The sequence below is a fragment of the uncultured Paracoccus sp. genome (assembly GCF_947496875.1).
In the GTDB taxonomy this organism is placed as follows: Bacteria; Pseudomonadota; Alphaproteobacteria; order Rhodobacterales; family Rhodobacteraceae; genus Paracoccus.
This window is the reverse complement of the sequence record NZ_CANMEH010000007.1, coordinates 90209-108638: the sequence shown is the minus strand read 5'-3', so window position 1 is coordinate 108638 and position 18430 is coordinate 90209. Positions and strand designations below refer to the sequence as shown.

Here is an 18430-nt window from a genome sequence, read left to right as displayed (position 1 = left end):
CTGACAGAAAGGCTTTGTGAAAAGCCCCGATTCGTGATACATAGGCGTCATAAGGTTGCGGGCCAGACCTGTCCGGCGCGCCGCCAGTGATGCTGTGATCCTGCATGCGGTCTGCAGCGGGACAAACGGATTGAAGACTGATCAGCACCCGAGGCGGGCTAACCGTCTGGGGTTGTTTGTGCGACGGGCGTGCCCCGCGCCACCTGGAAGGAAGTGCGATGTCGAAGACCAAGAAGAACGAATTCCGCCCCGATGATTTCGTCGTCTACCCGGCCCATGGCGTGGGTCGTATCGTATCGATCGAGGAACAGGAAGTCGCCGGGCTGTCCCTCGAGATGTTCGTGATCTCGTTCGAAAAGGACAAGATGACGCTGCGCGTGCCCACCGCCCGCGCCACCGCGATCGGCATGCGGGGGCTGGCATCGCCCGACCAGATCGACCGTGCCATGGAAACCCTAAAGGGCAAGGCCCGGGTCAAGCGTGCGATGTGGTCGCGTCGCGCCCAGGAATACGAGCAGAAGATCAATTCGGGCGACCTGATGTCGATTGCCGAGGTCGTGCGCGACCTGCACCGCAACGACGACCAGCGCGAGCAGAGCTATTCCGAGCGCCAGCTGTACGAGGCGGCGCTGGACCGGCTGACCCGCGAGGTTGCCGCGGTGAGCGGCATCGACGAGGGCGGTGCGCAGAAACAGGTCGAATCGGTCCTGACCTCGCGCGCGGCCTGACGCAGTTCCGCTGTCCCGATACGCTTCGAAGGCCCGCCTAGGCGGGCCTTTTTTGTGGCACACGGCGATTCGGTGGCCGCCCCATCAGACCAGCCGCGCCATGATCCTCGCCCAGCTGCGGGCGCCCTTTGCGAAACTCTCCACGTTGTATTTCTCGTTCGGGGAATGGATGCGGTCGTCATCGCGCGCGAACCCGACGAGCAGCGAATCCATCCCGAGGACCTCGCGGAACTCGCCTGCGACCGGGATCGATCCGCCGGCCCCGATGAATGCGGCCTCGCGTCCCCATTCCTCTGTCAGCGCCAGTCGCACGGCTGCGAATGCCGGGTCCGAGATGTCCATCCGGCTGGCCGGCGCGCTGCCATGGGCGTGAAACGCGGCGGTGCAGTCGGCGGGAACGAACCGTCGGACGTGGTCCCGGAAGGTCTCGCGGATCCGGTCCGGGTCCTGACCTGCCACGAGGCGACAGCTGATCTTGGCGCGCGCCTCGGCCGGCAGGACGGTCTTGAAGCCCTCGCCCGCATAGCCGCCGGCGATGCCGTTGATCTCGAAGGTCGGGCGTGACCACAGCAGCTCCAGCCCGGTGCGGTCCTTTTCGCCGACCGGCTGGCCCAGCCCCACGCGGCCCAGAAACTCGGTCGCGTCGAAACCCAGATCGGCCCAGTCGGCGCGAAGCTGGGCAGAAAGTTCCTCGATCCCGTCATAGAAGCCGGCAAGGGTCACGCGTCCGTCGGCATCCTTGACCGCAGCCAGCGCGGTCGCCAGCACCTGGATCGGGTTCGCGGCCAGCCCGCCAAAGCTGCCCGAATGCAGATCCCGGTCAGCCGCGCGGATCACGACCTCGTCGCCCATCAGGCCCCGCAACTGGGTGGTGATCGCCGGCCGCCCGTCCGAATAGAGCGAGGTGTCGCAGATCAGCGCCAGGCTGGCCCGCAATTCGTCGGCATTGTCCTGCAGGAACCGGCGCAGGCTGGGCGACCCCGATTCCTCCTCCCCCTCGAACAGCATGACCAGCCCGTCCGGCAGTGTGCCGTGGACCTGTTTCCAGGCCCGCATCGCCTCGACGAAGGTCATCAGCTGGCCCTTGTCGTCGCAGGCGCCACGACCGCGGATCACCTTCCCCTGCGGCGTGTCCTCGACCCGCGCGTCGAACGGGTCGCCGGTCCACAGGTCGACGGGATCGACGGGCTGGACGTCATAGTGACCGTAGAACAGCAGCTTGCGCCGGCCGCCGGGGCCCGAATGCGCCACCACCATCGGCTGCCCTGATGTCTCGCGCACGCTGGCCGCGAAACCGAGATCCTGCAACTGCGCGCACAGCCATTCGGCCGCCTGCCGGGTGTCGGCATCGTGCGCCGGATCGGTGCCGACGGACGGAATGCGGATGAACGCCTTCAGTCGTTCAAGCGCCTGCGGAAGATCCGCATCCAGCGCCGAAAGCACGTCCTCCAGCCGTGACATTGTCGTCATCATTCCTCCTTTGCCGACCGTTTTCATCGGGTTCTCGTGCGCGCCCATTGGTCGCAGCCGGGAAAATTCAGGGTCGCAAAAGCTGCGCTTGACGCTTATCAAACATTCATGCCCGCGATTGGACGATGATCGCACCCAGCCAGGTAAGCAAGGGATCGAGCCGATGAACTATGATGACGCACTGGATCAGGCGCTTCGCAGGCTGCACGACGAAGGGCGCTACCGGACGTTCATCGACATCGAACGGCGCAAGGGCCAGTATCCCAGCGCCGTCTGGACCCGGGCGGACGGAACCGAAAAGGACATCGTCGTCTGGTGCGGGAACGATTATCTGGGCATGGGCCAGAACCCCGTCGTTCTGGACGCAATGCACGAGGCGCTGGACGCGACAGGCGCCGGGTCGGGCGGCACCCGGAACATCTCCGGCACCACCGTCTATCACAAGCGCTTGGAACGTGAGCTTGCCGACCTGCACGGCAAGGAGGCGGCGCTGGTCTTTTCGTCGGCCTACATCGCGAACGATGCGACCCTGTCGACGCTGCGCAAGCTGTTCCCCGGGCTGATCATCTATTCGGACGAACTGAACCACGCCTCGATGATCGAGGGGATCAAGCGGTTCGACGGGGCCAAGCGCATCTTCCGTCACAATGACCTGGCACATCTGCGCGAGTTGCTGCAGGCCGACGATCCGGCCGCGCCCAAGCTGATCGCGTTCGAATCGATCTATTCGATGGATGGCGATGTCGGGCCGATCGCCGAGATCTGCGACCTGGCCGATGAATTCGGCGCGTTGACCTATCTGGACGAGGTCCATGCCGTCGGCATGTACGGTCCCCGCGGCGGCGGCGTTGCCGAGCGCGACGGGCTGATGCACCGGATCGACATCATCAACGGGACGCTGGGCAAGGCATTCGGCGTGTTCGGCGGCTACATCGCCGCCAGCGCGCGGATGTGCGATGCGATCCGGTCCTATGCACCCGGGTTCATCTTCACCACGTCGCTGCCCCCCGCCGTCGCGGCCGGCGCGGCCGCGTCGATCGCTTTCCTAAAGACGGCCGAAGGGCAGAAGCTGCGCAACGCGCAGCAGCTGCATGCGCGCATCCTCAAGATGCGGTTGCGCGGCGTGGGCCTGCCGATCGACGACCGCGGCACCCATATCGTGCCCGTGCATGTGGGCAATCCGATCCACTGCAAGGCGCTGTCCGACATGCTGCTGGACGACTTCGGCATCTACGTGCAGCCGATCAACTTCCCGACCGTGCCGCGCGGGACCGAACGGCTGCGCTTCACGCCGTCGCCGGTGCACGATTCGAAGCAGATCGACCACCTTGTCCAGGCAATGGACGTGCTGTGGTCGCGCTGTGCCCTGAATCGCGCAGTCGCGGTTGCTTGAATCAATCTGAGGGTGTGTTGACCCGGGATCTCGTGATAACATTTTTGCAATGAAGATGGGCCAGATTCGCGGTAAGGCGGACTGGCAGATACGGGCATGGGGCAAGCGCTGATGATCGGGTTGCGGACGGACCGTCCGGCGAGCGACGATTCGACTCGGGTGCCATCGGCGCCCCGCTTCGATGATTTCGAGATGCGGCTCGGCGACGTCATGCGGGGCGAGCGCGCGACCCTCGGGAAGTCGCTGCTGGACGTCCAGCGCGAGTTGCGGATCAAGGCGAGCCAGGTTGCGGCCATCGAGAACTGCGACGTGCTGGCGTTCGACGCCCCCAGCTTCATCTCCGGCTACGTGCGGTCCTATGCTCGCTATCTCGGCATGGACCCAGACTGGACGTTTTATCGTTTCTGCGAGGAGTCCGGCTTTCAGCCGATCCACGGCATGGCCCCGGCAGCGTCGGGGCCGCGTCCGCAACGCCGCCCGTCCGATCCGGTCGAGGCGCTGGCCAATCCGCATGCGCTGTTCATCCCCCAGCCCGAAAGCTTCTGGTCGGGGGTCGAGCCGCGGGCTCTCGGGTCCGTCGCGGTGATGATCGCGATTGTCGCCGGGCTCGGCTATGGCGGCTGGGCAGTGCTGCAAGAGGTGCAGAAGGTTCGCCTGACTCCGTCCGAGCAAGCCCCGGCCGTCGTCGCGGCGCTTGACCCGGTGCAGGAGGTGCAGACCCCGGATGCTGGCCGCGATGTGGCCGTCGACCTGCCCCAGCCCGACGCTCTGGACCGGATCTATCGTCCGCAGGCGCTCGAGGTGCCGGTGATGACGCCGCGCGACGGTCCGATCGCGGCGATCGACCCCGGCCTGCCCGAACAGGTTGCGGCGGCGCCGCAGAACCAGCAAGAGCCAGTGATCGAGACGGTCGGGCTGGTGCCATCGTCGGACCTGCCGGTCCGCACTGTCGCACAGGACTCGCCCGCGCTGGAGCTGCTGGCCGTTCGCCCCGCCTGGGTCCGCGTCAGCTCGCCCGACGGAACGATCGTCCTGGAAAAGACGATGGACGCGGGCGAACGCTTCGAACTGCCTCAGTTGGAACAGCCGGCGCTGCTGCGCACCGGCAACTCGGGCAGCATCTACTTCGCCGTGAACGGCCAGACCTACGGTCCGGCCGCCCCCGGCGCCCAGGTGGTCAAGAATATCGAACTGTCCCCGGCGGCGCTGGTGGACCGTTTCGCCGCCGCGGACCTCAGCACCGATCCGGCCCTGGCCGAACTGGTGGCGCTCGCCTCTGCCGCGCAACTGATCGGCGCTGCCCCCATCGATGGTGGCACGGATGTCAGCGTCCCGCGCCCGCCGAAGCCGGCTTCCAGCGGGACCCGCTAGGGGACGCGCAGCCACGACGGCGCGGGGCGGCCGGATGACCCCGCGTGGTTGCCGTATGGCGCCCGGCGCCCTATCTGTGGCGCGTCACCGAAAGGCACGAGGCGCATGAGCATCAATCCCATCCGCCCTTGGCGCAACGTCGAGCGTCGCAAATCACGCCAGATCATGGTGGGCAATGTGCCGGTCGGCGGCGACGCGCCCATCAGCGTCCAGACGATGACGAACACCGATTCGTCCGATGTCCGGGCCACACTGGACCAGATCATCCGCGCGGCCGAGGCAGGGGCGGATATCGTTCGGGTGTCCACGCCCGACGAATCCTCCACCCACGCCCTGCGCGAGATCACGCGCGAGTCCCCCGTGCCGATCGTGGCCGACATCCATTTCCATTATCGGCGGGCGATCGAGGCCGCCGAGGCCGGGGCGGCCTGCCTGCGCATCAACCCGGGCAACATCGGCGATCCGTCGCGGGTCCGCGAGGTCGTGCAGGCTGCCAGGGATCACGGCTGTTCGATCCGGATCGGGGTCAACGCGGGCAGCCTGGAACGCCACCTTCTGGAGAAATATGGCGAGCCCTGTCCCGATGCGATGGTGGAAAGCGGGCTCGATCACATCCGGCTGCTGCAGGACAACGATTTCCACGAGTTCAAGATCAGCGTGAAGGCGTCGGACGTCTTTCTGGCCGCCGCCGCCTATCAGCAGCTGGCCGACGCGACCGACGCGCCGATCCACCTGGGGATCACCGAGGCGGGCGGCCTGCGCGGCGGCACCGTCAAGTCGGCGGTCGGCATGGGCAACCTGCTGTGGATGGGGATTGGAGACACGATCCGGGTGTCGCTGTCGGCCGACCCGGTCGAGGAGGTCAAGGTCGGGTACGAGATCCTGAAATCGCTGGGGCTGCGGACCCGTGGCGTGCAGATCATCAGCTGTCCCAGCTGCGCGCGCCAGGGCTTCGATGTCATCAAGACCGTCGAGACGCTGGAACAGCGGCTGGAGCACATCAAGGTGCCGATGAGCCTGTCGATCATCGGATGCGTGGTGAACGGTCCCGGCGAGGCGCTGATGACCGACCTCGGCTTTACTGGCGGCGGGGCGGGCAGCGGCATGGTCTATCTGGCCGGCCGGCAGAGCCACAAGATGTCGAACGCCCAGATGATCGACCACATCGTCGAGCTGGTCGAGCGCCGCGCGGCCGAACTGTCGGCAACCCCCGCCGACACCGCGGCGGAGTGATCAGGCCCTTAAGTGATCAGGCCCGCCGCGGCGTCGCCGCGTAGGCGGAGAGCGTGTAGATCGCCAGCGCGGTCCAGATCATCGCGAATGCGATGCCGTGCCAGCGGGTGAATGCCTCGCCAAACAGAACCACCGCGCACAGGAATTGCAGCGTCGGGTTCAGATAGCCGATCAGCCCGACCGTCGCCATGTCCACCGACCGCGCCGCGCGCGCGAACAGCATCAGCGGAATGGCGGTGATCGGCCCCGACAGGATCAGCAGGACGGTCGTCGGCAGGTCCGACCAGAAGGCGCCCGGCCGGGTTCGATGGGGTAGCAGACCCAGATGAACAGCAGCCAGCCAGCCGATCGCCAGTGGCGCCAGGATGGCGACCTCGGCGGTGACCGACTGCACCGGCCCCAGCGGCAAGGCCTTCTTGACCAGCCCGTACAGGCCAAAGGTGAACGCCAGAATCAGGCTGATCCACGGCGTCGCGCCCAGGCCCCAGGTCAGCACGACGACCGCCGCAGTCGCCAGCGCCACGGCAAGCTGCCCGGCGGGGCCCAGCTGCTCGTGAAAGATCACCACGCCACCTGCGACCGCGACCAGCGGAAACATGTAGTAGCCCAGCGAGCTTTCCACGACGTGGCCGTTCTGCACGGACCAGATGAACAGTCCCCAGTTGATCGAGATCATCACCGCCGCAACGATGACCCGCGCAAGATGCGGCGGCCGAAGAGCCAGGCTGATTCCCGCAAACTGCCCCTGCAGCACCATGACCAGGCCGAACAGCAACAGTGACCAGAGGGTGCGATGGGCCAGCACCTCGGCCGGCGGCACATGGCGCAGCAGATGGTAGAAGATCGGCGACGTGCCCCAGATCACGCATACCGCGATCATCGCCAGGATGCCCTTGGTTCTGTCCGTCACCAGTTCCACTCCGCCGCCCGATCCGGCTGACCCGGGGGCAAGCGGTCGAACGGATGCAACCCACCTGCCAGACCGGGACCGCTGCCGCAAGACGGCAAGGAAAAGGCCCGCCCGCGGGTGGCGGACGGGCCGTCAGGCGAGTCTGGTCGGACCCGGCGCCTACATCCGGGCGGCGACGTTTTCCCAGTTGACCAGGTTGTTCAGAAAGTTCTCGAGGTACTTCGGCCGGGCATTGCGGAAATCGATGTAGTAGGAGTGTTCCCACACATCGCAGCCCAGCAACGCCGTCTGTCCGAAGCACAGCGGATTGACGCCATTCTCGGTCTTGGTGATGTCCAGCCGGCCGTCGGCCGTCTTGACCAGCCATGCCCAGCCCGATCCGAACTGGCCGACCCCGGCCTCGGCGAATTTCTTCTTGAACGCGTCGACCGAACCGAAGCTGTCCTTCAGGGCGGATTCCAGCGATCCGGGGATGGCCCCCGGGTTGGGCGACATCATTTCCCAGAACTGGGCGTGGTTCCAATGCTGGCTGGCGTTGTTGAAGATGCCGTTCTGGGCGACGGCGCCCTTCTGATAGGTGCCGCGGACGATGTCCTCGAGCGAGGCGGTCTCCCACTCGGTGCCCTGGATCAGTTCGTTCAGCTTGTCGACATACGCCTTGTGGTGCTTGTCATGGTGATACTCCAGCGTTTCCCTGGACATGCCACCGGCGGCCAGCGCGTCATGCGAATACGGAAGATCGGGGAGCGTGAAAGCCATGTCGTTACCTTTCGAATGGATGAGTGACGCGATCGTGCAGCCTCGTGAGGCGCCCTGCAGTCCGAACGCGGCCCCCGTCCGGGGGGTTCCGCGCCGTGTCCGCATTGGCAAACGGCGTTGGCGATGTATAGAAGGGGCAAAACCAGCCCTGCCGGGATTCCGATGGCAAATCAGAACGACAGTTTCATCGACGAGGTGACCGAGGATCTGCGACGCGATCGTCTGTTCGCGGCGATGCGGCGCTACGGCTGGATCGTCATTGCCCTGATCGTGGCACTGGTCGCTGCCTCGGCATGGCGCGAATACGCCCGCTCGCGGGCCGAAGCGCAGGCGCAGGCGTTCGGCGACGCGCTGCTCGCCGCGCAGGAACAGAGCGATGCGGCGGCGCGTGCCGAGGCGCTGACGGTCATCGATCCGCTGGGCGGGGCGGGCCGCACGGCGCTGCGCGACTTGCTCGCGGCCGGGGCCCAGACCGATGCGGGGCAGAGCGCCGAGGCCGCCGAGCGGCTGACCGCGTCTGCCGCCGCAGCCGGAGATGACCGGGTGATGCAGCATCTGGCGCAACTCAAGACCGTGATGCTGCAGGGAAGTGCGATGGAACCGGCGGCGCGCGATGCGGCGCTGGCCACGCTCAGCGCACCGGGGGCGCCGTTCGAGCTGCTCGCCCTGGAACAGAAGGTCGTGGCGCTGGTCGACGCGGGCCGGCCGGACGACGCCATCGCGCTGATCGGGCAGATCCGGCAAAAGGATGGCCTGACCGAGGCGTTGCGCCGTCGTCTCTCCGACATGCTGATCACGCTGGGTGCCGAACCGGAGCCCTCGGCCGACGTGCCGGGCGATGTCGGCGCCACGCTGGTTCCTGACTGACGCGCAGTTTCATGGCCCCTCTGCGCCAGCGCTGCCGCAATCGCATCGGGTCCAGCCGCGAACCCGCCACCGAAAGGATGCCGCGATGACCAAGCTGATCGTGATCCTCGCCGTATCCGGTCTGGTGGCACTGGCCGGCTGCGGCGACCGTGAGGTCATCCTGCCCGGCGAGCGGCTTGACCCGCGCGCCGTCCTGTCCGCGAACGGACCAAGGGTGGTCGATGGCGCCCCGGTCACCTCCACGGCATTGCTGCTGCCTACCCCGGTGCCGGGCGACTGGCCGCAGCGCGGGGGCAACGCCGCGCATCTGATGGGGCACGCTCAACTCGGGCAGGGAACCCGTCGAATCTGGTCGGCGCCGATCGGACAGGGCGCCGACAAGCGCCACCGGATCACCGCCCAGCCGGTCGTGGCCGGCGGACTGGCCTTCACGCTCGACAGCCGCGCCCGCGTGACCGCGACCGCGCCTAACGGCGGCACCGCCTGGGCCACCGATCTGATCCCCGCCGGCGAGGCGGGGAACAGTGCCTCGGGTGGCGGCGTGGCCTATGACGCGGGCCAGGTCTTCGTGACGACGGCCTATGGCGAGATCGTGGCGCTGGATGCCGCCACGGGCGGGGTGCGCTGGCGACAGCGCGTCGCCGCCCCGATCAGCGGTGCGCCGACCGTCGCCGGCGGGGTCGTCTATGCCGTGGGTCGCGACGCCACCGGCTGGGCGGTCCGCGCAAGCGATGGCAAGGTGCTGTGGACGCTGACCGGGATCGCGGCGCAGGCCGGCGTCACGGGCGCCAGCACCCCCGCCGTCGCGGCAGACCTCGTGGTGTTTCCATTCGCCTCCGGCCAGCTGCTGAGCGCCGACACCGCGACCGGCGCCGAGTTGTGGAGCGCGCAGGTCGCCGGGTCCCGGGTCGGGCGGGCGATCGCCTACATCCGTGACCTGACCGGCGATCCGGTCATCCTGGACGACAAGGTGATTGCCGGAACCTCGTCGGGCCGGATGGCGGCGTTCGAACGTGACACCGGAATTCAGCTGTGGTCGGCGGACGAGGGCGCGGCCGGACCGGTCCTGGCCGTCGGCGGGTCCGTGTTCGCCATCAACGACCAGGCGCAACTGGTGCGGCTCGACGCGACCACCGGCGCACGCATCTATACGGTGCCGCTGCCGTACTACACCGATACGCGGGTGCGAAGGCAGGACAGCATCGTCGCCCACCATGGCCCGATCCTTGCAGGGGGCCGGCTGTTCGTGGCGTCCTCGGACGGGGTCCTGCGGGTGTTCGATCCGCAGACCGGCGTGCTGGTCGGACAGGGCGCGATCCCCGGCGGGGCCGCCTCGGCACCGGTGGTGGCGGGCGGCACGCTCTATGTCGCAAGCCGCGCCGGCCAGCTGCACGCGTTCCGGTAAGGCGAGATCACATGACCTTCACGCTCGCCATCGTCGGCCGTCCCAACGTGGGCAAGTCGACGCTGTTCAACCGGCTGGTCGGCAAGCGGCTGGCGCTGGTCGACAACCAGCCGGGGGTCACGCGCGACCTGCGCGAAGGCGACGCGCGGCTGGGTGATCTGCGCTTCGTGGTGATCGACAGCGCCGGCCTGGAAATGGCCGATGACGACAGCCTGCAGGGGCGCATGCGCCGCCTGACCGAACGCGCGGTGGACGAGGCCGACATCTGCCTGTTCGTGGTCGACGCCCGGGCCGGCGTGACCGCGGCCGACGAGTATTTCGCCGACCTTCTGCGCAAACGCGCCCGTCACGTCATCCTGGCCGCCAACAAGGCCGAGGGACGGGCCGGCGAGACCGGGGTCATCGAGGCCTACGGGCTGGGGCTGGGCGAGCCCCTGCAGATTTCGGCCGAGCATGGCGAAGGCCTGGACGACCTGTATCGCGTCCTCGCGCCGCTGGCCGACCAGATCGAGGCCGAGCGTCCGGCGCCGATCACCCCGGAAACCGATGTGACCCTGACCGAGGAACAGGCCGAGTCGGGCGAGGGCGCAGAGGACTGGCGCCCCTCGGCCAGCCGGCCGCTGCAGCTCGCCGTGATCGGCCGCCCCAATTCGGGGAAATCGACGCTGATCAACCGCATCATCGGCGAGGATCGCCTGCTGACGGGGCCGGAAGCCGGGATCACCCGGGATTCGATCAGCGTCACGACCGAATTCCTGGGCACGCCCATGCGGATCTTCGATACCGCGGGCATGCGGCGCAAGGCCAAGGTCACGGACAAGCTGGAAAAGCTGTCGGTGGCGGACGGGCTGCGGGCGGTGCGGTTCGCCGAGGTGGTCGTCGTTCTGCTGGACGTGGCGATCCCCTTCGAACAGCAGGACCTGCGGATTGCGGATTTCGCCGAAACCGAGGGGCGCGCCGTCGTCGTTGCCGCCAACAAGTGGGATCTCGAGGACGACAAGCCGCACAAGCTGAACGAATTGCGCGAGGCGTTCGAACGGCTGCTGCCGCAGCTCAAGGGCGCGCCCCTGGTCACCGTCAGCGCCCGCACGGGCAAGGGGCTGGACCGTCTCCACGACGCGATCCTCAAGGCGCACGAGGTCTGGAACCGCCGCGTCCCCACGGCGCGGCTGAACCAGTGGCTCGCCGCGATGACCGAGGCGCATCCGCCGCCTGCCCCCGGTGGGCGGCGGATCAAGCTGCGCTATGCCACCCAGGTCAAGACCCGGCCGCCCGCGTTCGTGGTCATGGCAACCCATGTGGACCAGATCCCCGACAGCTATCGGCGCTATCTGGTGAACGGGTTGCGGATCGATTTCGACATGCCCGGAACTCCGATCCGGCTGAGCTTTCGTGATCAGGGCGCCAAGAACCCCTATCGCGACAAGGTCAACAAGCGTCAGACCGGCGCGCTGGCCAAGCACAAGGACCGGCAGCGCCCCAAGGGCAGCTGACGGGCGCGATTACGCTGCGTCCCGATCAGGTCGTCACCCGCACCAGCACCACCGCCATCGTCGCGATGCCCAGCACGCAGGCCGTGGCCACCGTCATGCTGACGGCAAGGCTCGCTGCCGCGATTCCCAGCATCGCCCAGATGATCGCCGCCGCGTAGGTCACGTTGCTGCCCAGTTCCAGCTGCACCCGCGCCCCGATCAGCGAGGCGGCGAGCAGCCCGGCCAGGGCGGCCAGCTCTGGCCGCAGGCTCAGTTCCATCTGGGCCAGCCCCGAGGCCGCGCCGATCCCGCCCATGGTCAGCCAGCCGGCGATCAGGCCCAGCGGCCAGTCACCGGGTTCCCTGTGTTGCGACCGGCGCCTTTGCAGGATACCCGCCACCACGCCGACCGGCGCCAGCGTCGCGATGACCAGCGCCGCCGCGGGCGAGGTCGGCGCGACCCAAGGCCAGATGCCAGAGGCGATCAGCCCCAGCATGGTGAGCAGCGGCATCGGCGGGGAAAAATTCGACCGCCACCGCAGCGCCAGATACAGCACGCTGCTGGCGATCACCGCCACCAGCAGCGACGTCAGGGCCCAGTTGACCGGGTTCTGGATGATCCCGATCAGATGTTCATCCCACAGGATCGGCGCGCTGTTCATCGACCTGCCGTAGCGGCCGGACAGCATGTCGCCCGGCGCGTTCCAGACCGGCATCTCGTGATTGCGACGCATTGCGACCGCCAGGGCGCTGACGGCAAAGAACAGGACCGTTCCGATCTGGAACCATGCGTCGCGCTTGAGCTTCATGCCACCGAACGCCGGCCGGACCCGTGCGGTTTCTATGATCGGCCCGGAACCGGTTCGGGGTTCAGCCCAGTCGTCCGTCGGCGTCCAGGCGCGAGGCCCCGCCCAGATAGGGGTGCAGCGCGGGTGGCAGATCGACCGAACCGTCGGCCTGCTGACCATTTTCCAGCACGGCGATCAGGGTGCGGCCGACCGCCAGGCCCGATCCGTTCAGCGTGTGCACGAATTCGGGCTTTCCGCCGTCGGCGGGACGGTACCGGGCATTCATCCGGCGGGCCTGGAACTCGCCGACATAGCTGACGCTCGATATCTCGCGATAAGTGTCCTGCCCGGGCAGCCATACCTCCAGATCGTGGGTGATCCGGGCGCCAAAGCCCATGTCGCCGGCACACAGCACGACGGTCCGATAGGGCAGGTCCAGCGCCTCCAGCACCGCCTCGGCACAGCGGGTCATGCGATCGAACTCGGCCAGTCCGGACGCCGCGTCGGTGATCGACACCATCTCGACCTTTTCGAACTGGTGTTGCCGCAACATGCCCGCGGTATCGCGTCCGGCACTGCCGGCTTCGGAACGGAAGCACTGCGAATGGGCGACCAGACGGCGGGGCAGGGTGGCGTGTTCGACCAGATCACCATGCACGGTGTTGGTCAGCGTGACCTCGGCGGTGGGGATCAGCCACCAGCCCTCGCGGGTCTGGTAACTGTCCTCGCCGAATTTCGGCAGCTGGCCGGTCCCCTCCATCATTTCGGGCAGCACCAGCACCGGGGTCCAGGTTTCGGTCAGCCCGTGGCGCGTGACGTGCAGGTCCAGCATGAACTGCGCCAGCGCCCGATGAATACGCGCCACCGCCCCTGACAGCACCACGAAGCGGGACCCGGCCAGCTTGGCGGCTGTGGCAAAGTCCATGCCGGGTCGGACGCCGGGAATATCGAAATGTTCGCGTGGCGCAAACTCGGGCCGCCGCGGTTCGCCCCAGCGCCGGATCTCGACATTGTCACGCTCGTCTGCGCCGTCCGGCACGCGGTCCAGGGGGATGTTCGGGATGGTCATCAGCAGGTCGCGCAGGTCGCGGTCCAGCTGGTCGGCCTCGGCCATCATGGTGGCGGTCTGCGTCTTGCTGTCGCCAATCAGGGCGCGCAGGCGCTGGAACTCCGCCTCGTCGCCCCGGGCCTTGGCGGCGCCTGTTTCCTTGCTGGCGCGGTTCTGTTCCGCCCTGGCCTCTTCCGCGGCGCTGATCCGCGACCGCCGCTCGGCGTCCAGCCCGAGGATCCGGGCCGCCATCGGCGCGAGACCACGACGCGCCAGGCCGGCGTCGAAGCGGTCGGGGTTTTCGCGAATGGCGCGGATGTCGTGCATGGCGGTCCCTTTCGTCGGCGCGTCCCGGTGCGGGACCAGCAGGCGGGCGACGATTAGCGCAGCCCTGCGCCGGGCAAAAGGGTCGCCCTGCCACTCGGGGTGATCGCCTTGGCGATCCGGGTCGGATCAGCCCTGGGCGCAGAACAGCCTGTACATGGTGCCGACCAGTTCTGACGCGCGCGGGTCGGCGATCGCATAGAGCCGCGCCTTGCCGTCGCGGCGGCAGGCCACCAGCCCTTCGGCCCTCAACCGGGCGAGTTGCTGGCTGACGGCAGCCTGACGCTGGCCGAGCAGATCTTCCAGCTCGCTGACCGTTCGCTCGCCCGCGGACAGGTGGCACAGGATCAGCAGCCGGCCCTCATGCGCCAGCGCCTTGAGAAAGGCTGACGCCTCGGCCGCGGCGGCCACCATCCGCTCTGTCTCGCTGTCGACGTGCCCCTGGGCCGCCAGCGGAGCGGGGGCAATCGTCGCCTGCTCGATTGCAGTCTGGGTCATGTCCCATCTCCTCTCGTGCGCTGCACAGCTTCATCCTGCAGCATCTTGGCCAGGACCGGCCAGAAATGGGCCTGACCCGCATAACCCTCAACCCGGCTGACCTCCTGCCCGTTCCGCAGCAGGATGAAGGTGGGGGTGATCTGGGGCCGCCGGGCCAGCGCCAGGCCGTTCGGCCACGGACCGTCGACGCCGACCATCATCAGCGGGGCGGCCCGGCCCTGCGGATGTGCCTGGTAGTCCGGCAGCACCTCGGCTCGCCACTGCCGGCAAGCCGGGCAGCCCCGATCCTCGACCATCAGCAGCTGCAATCCCGTCCCCTCGGCGCGCAGGTCGGCAGGACCGGTCGCCAGGACGAGGGCGATCAGCAGGCCGAAGATCGGTCGCAGGCGCGGCAGCAGCATGTCCGGGTACCCTCAAACCAGCCGAGTCTACCGGGTCGGCCGATCTGGCACAAGCGACAGCGGGTGCCCGGGACGCCGCGCATCTTGGCATCAGCGGCGCCGGCGACTACCACCACGGGACCCGACCCGATCCGGAGGACCGGCCGAGATGCATGATCTGGCCCAGAAGCTTGCCCAGGGCGACCGTCGCGCGCTGGCCCGCGCCATCACCATGGTGGAAAGCACCCGGCCCGACCATCGCGCCCGGACCATCGACCTGATCGCGGCGCTGCCGGATCGCCAGGCCCTGCGGATCGGCCTGTCGGGAACCCCCGGGGTGGGCAAGTCGACCTTCATCGAGGCGTTCGGGCTGATGCTGACCGCAAAGGGGCTGCGGGTCGCGGTGCTGGCGGTGGATCCCAGTTCCGCGCGGTCCGGCGGGTCGATCCTGGGCGACAAGACCCGGATGGAGCGTTTGAGCCGCGATCCGAACGCCTATATCCGCCCGTCGCCCAGCCGCACCGAACTGGGGGGCGTCGCCCGCCGCACGCGCGAGACGGTGCGGCTGTGCGAGGCAGCGGGGTTCGACGTGGTGCTGATTGAGACCGTGGGGGTTGGCCAGTCCGAAACAATGGTGGCCGACATGTCGGATCTGTTCGTGCTGCTGCTGGCGCCCGCGGGTGGCGACGAACTGCAGGGCGTCAAGCGCGGGATCATGGAGATGGCCGACCTGATCCTGGTCAACAAGGCCGATGGCGACCTGAAGGCGACCGCGATGCGGACCGTCGCGGATTATTCCGGGGCGCTGCGCCTGCTGCGCAAGCGGCCGCAGGATCCGCCCGGGTATCCCAAGGCGCTGCCCGTCTCGGCGGTCGAAGGGACCGGCCTGGACACATCCTGGGACGAGATGCAGCAGCTCGTGCAGTGGCGGCGGGATCACGGCCATTTCGACCGCCGGCGGGCCGAGCAGGCGCGCAGCTGGTTTCTGGCCGAGGTTCGGGCGGGGCTGCTGTCCCGCCTGTCGCAGCAACCCGCCGCGGACCGGCTGGCGTCGCTGGCTGACGAGGTGGGCGCCGGTCGTGCCGACCCGGTCGCCGCCGCAGCGCAGATGCTGGACACGCTGCGCTGATCAGCACCCGCACGATCCGGATGTGACGCCCGGATTGCGGCTGCGCGATCCTGCGAATCGGTTAGGGTGAGGTCATGGATACGCTGTTTTCCCCCCCCGAGTTCTCCCCGGCCGACGCCCAAACGCTCTATCGCGCTCTTGTCGACCGCGATCCGGCCTATGAGGGCCGGGCGCTGGTGGGCGTGACGACAACCGGTATCTTCTGTCGCCTCACCTGTCCCGCCCGCAAGCCGCGCCCCGAGAACTGCCGGTGGTTCGCCGGCCCTGCGGCCGCGCTGGCCGCCGGGTTCAGGCCGTGCCGGCGCTGTCACCCGCTGGGGCCGCAGGCGGACGGCGATCCCGTCATCGGCCGGATGCTGACTAAATTGCAGGCCGATCCCGAGCGGCGGTGGCGCGAGGCGGACGTCGCGGCGCTGGGGCTGGATCCGTCAACGGTCCGCCGGGCGTTCCGGCGCCATTACGGACTGACGTTCCTGGATCTCGCGCGGCAGACGCGCCTGCGGGCCGGGGTGGGGGCGCTGGCCCAGGGCGCCCCGGTCATCCAGGCGCAGCTCGAGGCGGGGTTCGACAGCGCCTCGGGGTTCCGTGCGGCCTTTGCCGATCTCTTCGGCCATCCACCCCGCGCCATGCGGACGCACGACGCCGGGCTGCTGGCCGACTGGATCGACACGCCGCTGGGCGGAATGATCGCGGTGGCCGACGCGGACAGCCTGCACCTGCTGGAGTTCGTCGACGGCAAGGGCCTCGCCACCGAGCTGACCCGCCTGTCCAGGGCGGCCGGGGGTCGGATCGGTCTGGGTCGGGCCGAGCCGATCGACCGGGTCGAGGCCGAGCTGTCGGCCTATTTCGCCGGAACGTCCGCCGACTTCCAGGTCCCGGTCACCCTGCACGGCACCCCGTTCCAGCGCCGGGTCTGGACCGAACTGCGCCGCCTGAATCCCGGCGAGACGATCAGCTATGGCGCCCTGGCGGCCCGGCTAGGCCAGCCCTCGGCCTCCCGCGCGGTGGCCCGGGCCAACGGCGCCAACCAGATCGCCATCGTGATTCCATGCCACCGGGTGATCGGATCCGACGGCAGCCTGACCGGCTATGCAGGCGGGCTCTGGCGCAAGCAGGCGTTGATCGCAGTTGAGCGCCGATTGGCGGTCGGAACGGGTGCAGACCCGGCGAGGGCAGCGATTCGCGCTTGACGCACCGGTCCCGGCGCACTAACCACGCGCAACGAATTTCCGGGCGCTGCGATGCGGCGCCTGTTCATTTTCGACGGATCGCGGCTCGTCCTGCGGATGCCGTCGCTGCAACGAAGGAACAGACCATGTCGCGCGTGTGCGAACTGACCGGCAAGGGGCCGATGACCGGCAACAAAGTCTCCCACGCCAACAACAGGACCCGACGTCGTTTCCTGCCGAACCTGAACGATGTCACGCTGATCTCGGAAAAGCTGGGGCAGTCCTATTCGCTGCGCATCTCGGCCTCGGCACTGCGCTCGGTCGACCACCGTGGCGGTCTGGACGCGTTTCTTGCCAAGGCCAAGGAAGACGAGTTGTCGGCCCGTGCCCTGAAGATCAAGCGCGAGCTGGCCAAGGCCTGATCTGCCTTCCTGCCTGACGATTTGTAGCGGCCCCATCCGATCGGATGGGGCCGCTTTGTCTTGTTCAGCGGCCATTCCCGCGCGCGCTGTCGTGCTTTGCCTTTGGCGCGAACCGTGCCTATCCACGGGCATGGGGCGCGGCCTTCACCTGATCCTGATCCTTGTGCTGGTTGTCACCGGCCTGTCGCTGGGCGCCGCGCGCGGTCAGGTGCGCGCCGCAGGGCAGGTCGTCCTGTGTGCCGGCAGTGCCGTCACCCTCATCGATGTCGATCGGGACGGCGTTCCGGTGCAGCGGCCTCATCTCTGCCCGGACATGGCGCTGTCGCTGCTGGTGGGGCTCGCGACGCAGGACATCGACCTGCGGAGGCCGGCTGCGGTGGGGCGGTCCGCTCGGGTCGCTCTGATCGGTCAGCACACGCGGCCGCGGGGGTTCAGCGTACAGCCGAGAGGGCCGCCGGTGGATGCCGCCGTCCACGCCTGACAGCCCCATTCACATGAAACGGATCACATCGATGAAAACCCTTGTCTCTGCCGGGCTGCTGGCCCTGGCCCCCGTCATCGCGCTGGCCGAGGCGCCAGGCCTCACGGTTTCCGACGCGTTTGCCCGCTCGGCCAACCCGCGGTCCGGCGCCGCCTTCATGACGATCGCCAACGCCGGTGACCGTGACTGCGCGCTGGTGGGCGTCACCGCTGATGTCGTCGGCCGGGCCGAACTGCACACCCATCGCGAGGAGAATGGCGTGATGAAGATGGTCCCGGTGGACAGCATGACCATTCCCGCCGGTGGCACGCACATGCTGCAGCGGGGCGGCGACCATGTGATGTTCCTGGCGCTGGAGCAGCCGCTGACGGACGGCCAGCAGATCGGTCTGACGCTCGACCTGGGCGACTGCGGCACCTTGCCCGTGACAATCCCGGTCGACAACCAGCGGGCGCAGGCGGCGCCCGCGGGCATGCAGGGCGGCGCCGGCGCTCACGCCGGGCATGCCATGCCGGGCAACTGAGCCGCGAGACGACGTGGCCGCGGGCGGATCAGTCCGCCCGCGGCCAGCCAGCTGCCCGGTC

19 protein-coding genes are annotated in these 18430 nt (G+C 68.3%); 12 read left to right on the top strand and 7 right to left on the bottom strand.

Translation table 11 applies throughout. The annotated features are described in order from the left end of the window. The first annotated feature begins 218 nt into the window (after positions 1 to 218). Entirely contained in the window at positions 219 to 728 is a 510-nt protein-coding gene (locus tag Q0938_RS10580; RefSeq protein ID WP_299361912.1) for a CarD family transcriptional regulator, read from the top strand. Positions 729 to 812: 84 nt separating this feature from the next. Here the strand turns inward: Q0938_RS10580 and Q0938_RS10575 are convergent, their stop codons facing one another. After that, complete coding sequence (locus Q0938_RS10575; RefSeq protein WP_299361909.1) at positions 813 to 2198, bottom strand: M20/M25/M40 family metallo-hydrolase; 1386 nt, start codon at positions 2196 to 2198, stop codon at positions 813 to 815. Between the two features lie 163 nt (positions 2199 to 2361). On the opposite strand from Q0938_RS10575, the gene hemA reads away from it, so the two are divergent. The 3 genes from hemA (at position 2362) to ispG (ending at position 6195) form a co-directional block, all read left to right on the top strand. After that, complete coding sequence (gene hemA, locus Q0938_RS10570; protein WP_299361907.1) at positions 2362 to 3591, top strand: 5-aminolevulinate synthase; 1230 nt, start codon at positions 2362 to 2364, stop codon at positions 3589 to 3591. Positions 3592 to 3702: 111 nt separating this feature from the next. Continuing rightward, positions 3703 to 4962: a helix-turn-helix domain-containing protein gene (locus tag Q0938_RS10565; RefSeq protein WP_299362097.1), complete on the top strand. Its 1260-nt coding sequence runs from the start codon at positions 3703 to 3705 to the stop codon at positions 4960 to 4962. A 105-nt stretch (positions 4963 to 5067) separates the two neighbouring features. Continuing rightward, positions 5068 to 6195 (top strand): flavodoxin-dependent (E)-4-hydroxy-3-methylbut-2-enyl-diphosphate synthase, encoded by a 1128-nt coding sequence (ispG, locus tag Q0938_RS10560; RefSeq protein WP_299361905.1) that lies wholly within the window; start codon positions 5068 to 5070, stop codon positions 6193 to 6195. Positions 6196 to 6211: 16 nt separating this feature from the next. On the opposite strand, the gene rarD is transcribed toward ispG, so the two are convergent. Beyond that, entirely contained in the window at positions 6212 to 7105 is an 894-nt protein-coding gene (rarD, locus tag Q0938_RS10555; RefSeq protein WP_299361903.1) for an EamA family transporter RarD, read from the bottom strand. Between the two features lie 159 nt (positions 7106 to 7264). Beyond that, positions 7265 to 7864, bottom strand: a complete 600-nt coding sequence (locus tag Q0938_RS10550; RefSeq protein ID WP_299361901.1) for a superoxide dismutase — start codon at positions 7862 to 7864, stop codon at positions 7265 to 7267. A gap of 162 nt (positions 7865 to 8026) precedes the next feature. Between Q0938_RS10550 and Q0938_RS10545 the strand changes: the two genes are divergently transcribed. The 3 genes from Q0938_RS10545 (at position 8027) to der (ending at position 11629) form a co-directional block, all read left to right on the top strand. Further along, complete coding sequence (locus Q0938_RS10545; protein WP_299361898.1) at positions 8027 to 8731, top strand: tetratricopeptide repeat protein; 705 nt, start codon at positions 8027 to 8029, stop codon at positions 8729 to 8731. An 85-nt stretch (positions 8732 to 8816) separates the two neighbouring features. Then, the gene (locus Q0938_RS10540; RefSeq protein ID WP_299361896.1) at positions 8817 to 10136 is read left to right on the top strand and encodes a PQQ-binding-like beta-propeller repeat protein; all 1320 of its coding nucleotides are present in this window, start codon (positions 8817 to 8819) and stop codon (positions 10134 to 10136) included. 11 nt (positions 10137 to 10147) lie between these two features. Then, entirely contained in the window at positions 10148 to 11629 is a 1482-nt protein-coding gene (gene der, locus Q0938_RS10535) for a ribosome biogenesis GTPase Der (protein WP_299361893.1), read from the top strand. Between the two features lie 25 nt (positions 11630 to 11654). Here the strand turns inward: der and Q0938_RS10530 are convergent, their stop codons facing one another. From Q0938_RS10530 to Q0938_RS10515, 4 genes are all read right to left on the bottom strand, one after another. Further along, positions 11655 to 12416, bottom strand: a complete 762-nt coding sequence (locus tag Q0938_RS10530; protein ID WP_299361891.1) for a hypothetical protein — start codon at positions 12414 to 12416, stop codon at positions 11655 to 11657. Between the two features lie 61 nt (positions 12417 to 12477). Next, positions 12478 to 13770 carry a serine--tRNA ligase gene (serS, locus tag Q0938_RS10525; RefSeq protein WP_299361889.1) on the bottom strand — a complete coding sequence of 431 codons (1293 nt, stop codon included), beginning with the start codon at positions 13768 to 13770 and terminating at the stop codon, positions 12478 to 12480. A gap of 126 nt (positions 13771 to 13896) precedes the next feature. Continuing rightward, positions 13897 to 14181 carry a metalloregulator ArsR/SmtB family transcription factor gene (locus tag Q0938_RS10520; RefSeq protein WP_299362095.1) on the bottom strand — a complete coding sequence of 95 codons (285 nt, stop codon included), beginning with the start codon at positions 14179 to 14181 and terminating at the stop codon, positions 13897 to 13899. Between the two features lie 80 nt (positions 14182 to 14261). After that, positions 14262 to 14666 carry a SoxS protein gene (locus Q0938_RS10515; RefSeq protein ID WP_299361886.1) on the bottom strand — a complete coding sequence of 135 codons (405 nt, stop codon included), beginning with the start codon at positions 14664 to 14666 and terminating at the stop codon, positions 14262 to 14264. Positions 14667 to 14814: 148 nt separating this feature from the next. On the opposite strand from Q0938_RS10515, the gene meaB reads away from it, so the two are divergent. From meaB to Q0938_RS10490, 5 genes are all read left to right on the top strand, one after another. Further along, positions 14815 to 15774 carry a methylmalonyl Co-A mutase-associated GTPase MeaB gene (gene meaB, locus Q0938_RS10510; protein WP_299361884.1) on the top strand — a complete coding sequence of 320 codons (960 nt, stop codon included), beginning with the start codon at positions 14815 to 14817 and terminating at the stop codon, positions 15772 to 15774. 74 nt (positions 15775 to 15848) lie between these two features. After that, positions 15849 to 16964: a bifunctional transcriptional activator/DNA repair enzyme AdaA gene (locus Q0938_RS10505; protein WP_299361882.1), complete on the top strand. Its 1116-nt coding sequence runs from the start codon at positions 15849 to 15851 to the stop codon at positions 16962 to 16964. A gap of 125 nt (positions 16965 to 17089) precedes the next feature. Further along, entirely contained in the window at positions 17090 to 17365 is a 276-nt protein-coding gene (rpmB, locus tag Q0938_RS10500) for a 50S ribosomal protein L28 (protein WP_299361881.1), read from the top strand. 130 nt (positions 17366 to 17495) lie between these two features. Next, on the top strand, positions 17496 to 17846 hold the full coding sequence (locus tag Q0938_RS10495) for a hypothetical protein (RefSeq protein WP_299361879.1): 351 nt from the start codon (positions 17496 to 17498) through the stop codon (positions 17844 to 17846). A gap of 31 nt (positions 17847 to 17877) precedes the next feature. After that, positions 17878 to 18369 carry a copper chaperone PCu(A)C gene (locus tag Q0938_RS10490; protein WP_299361876.1) on the top strand — a complete coding sequence of 164 codons (492 nt, stop codon included), beginning with the start codon at positions 17878 to 17880 and terminating at the stop codon, positions 18367 to 18369. The last annotated feature ends 61 nt before the right edge of the window (positions 18370 to 18430 follow it).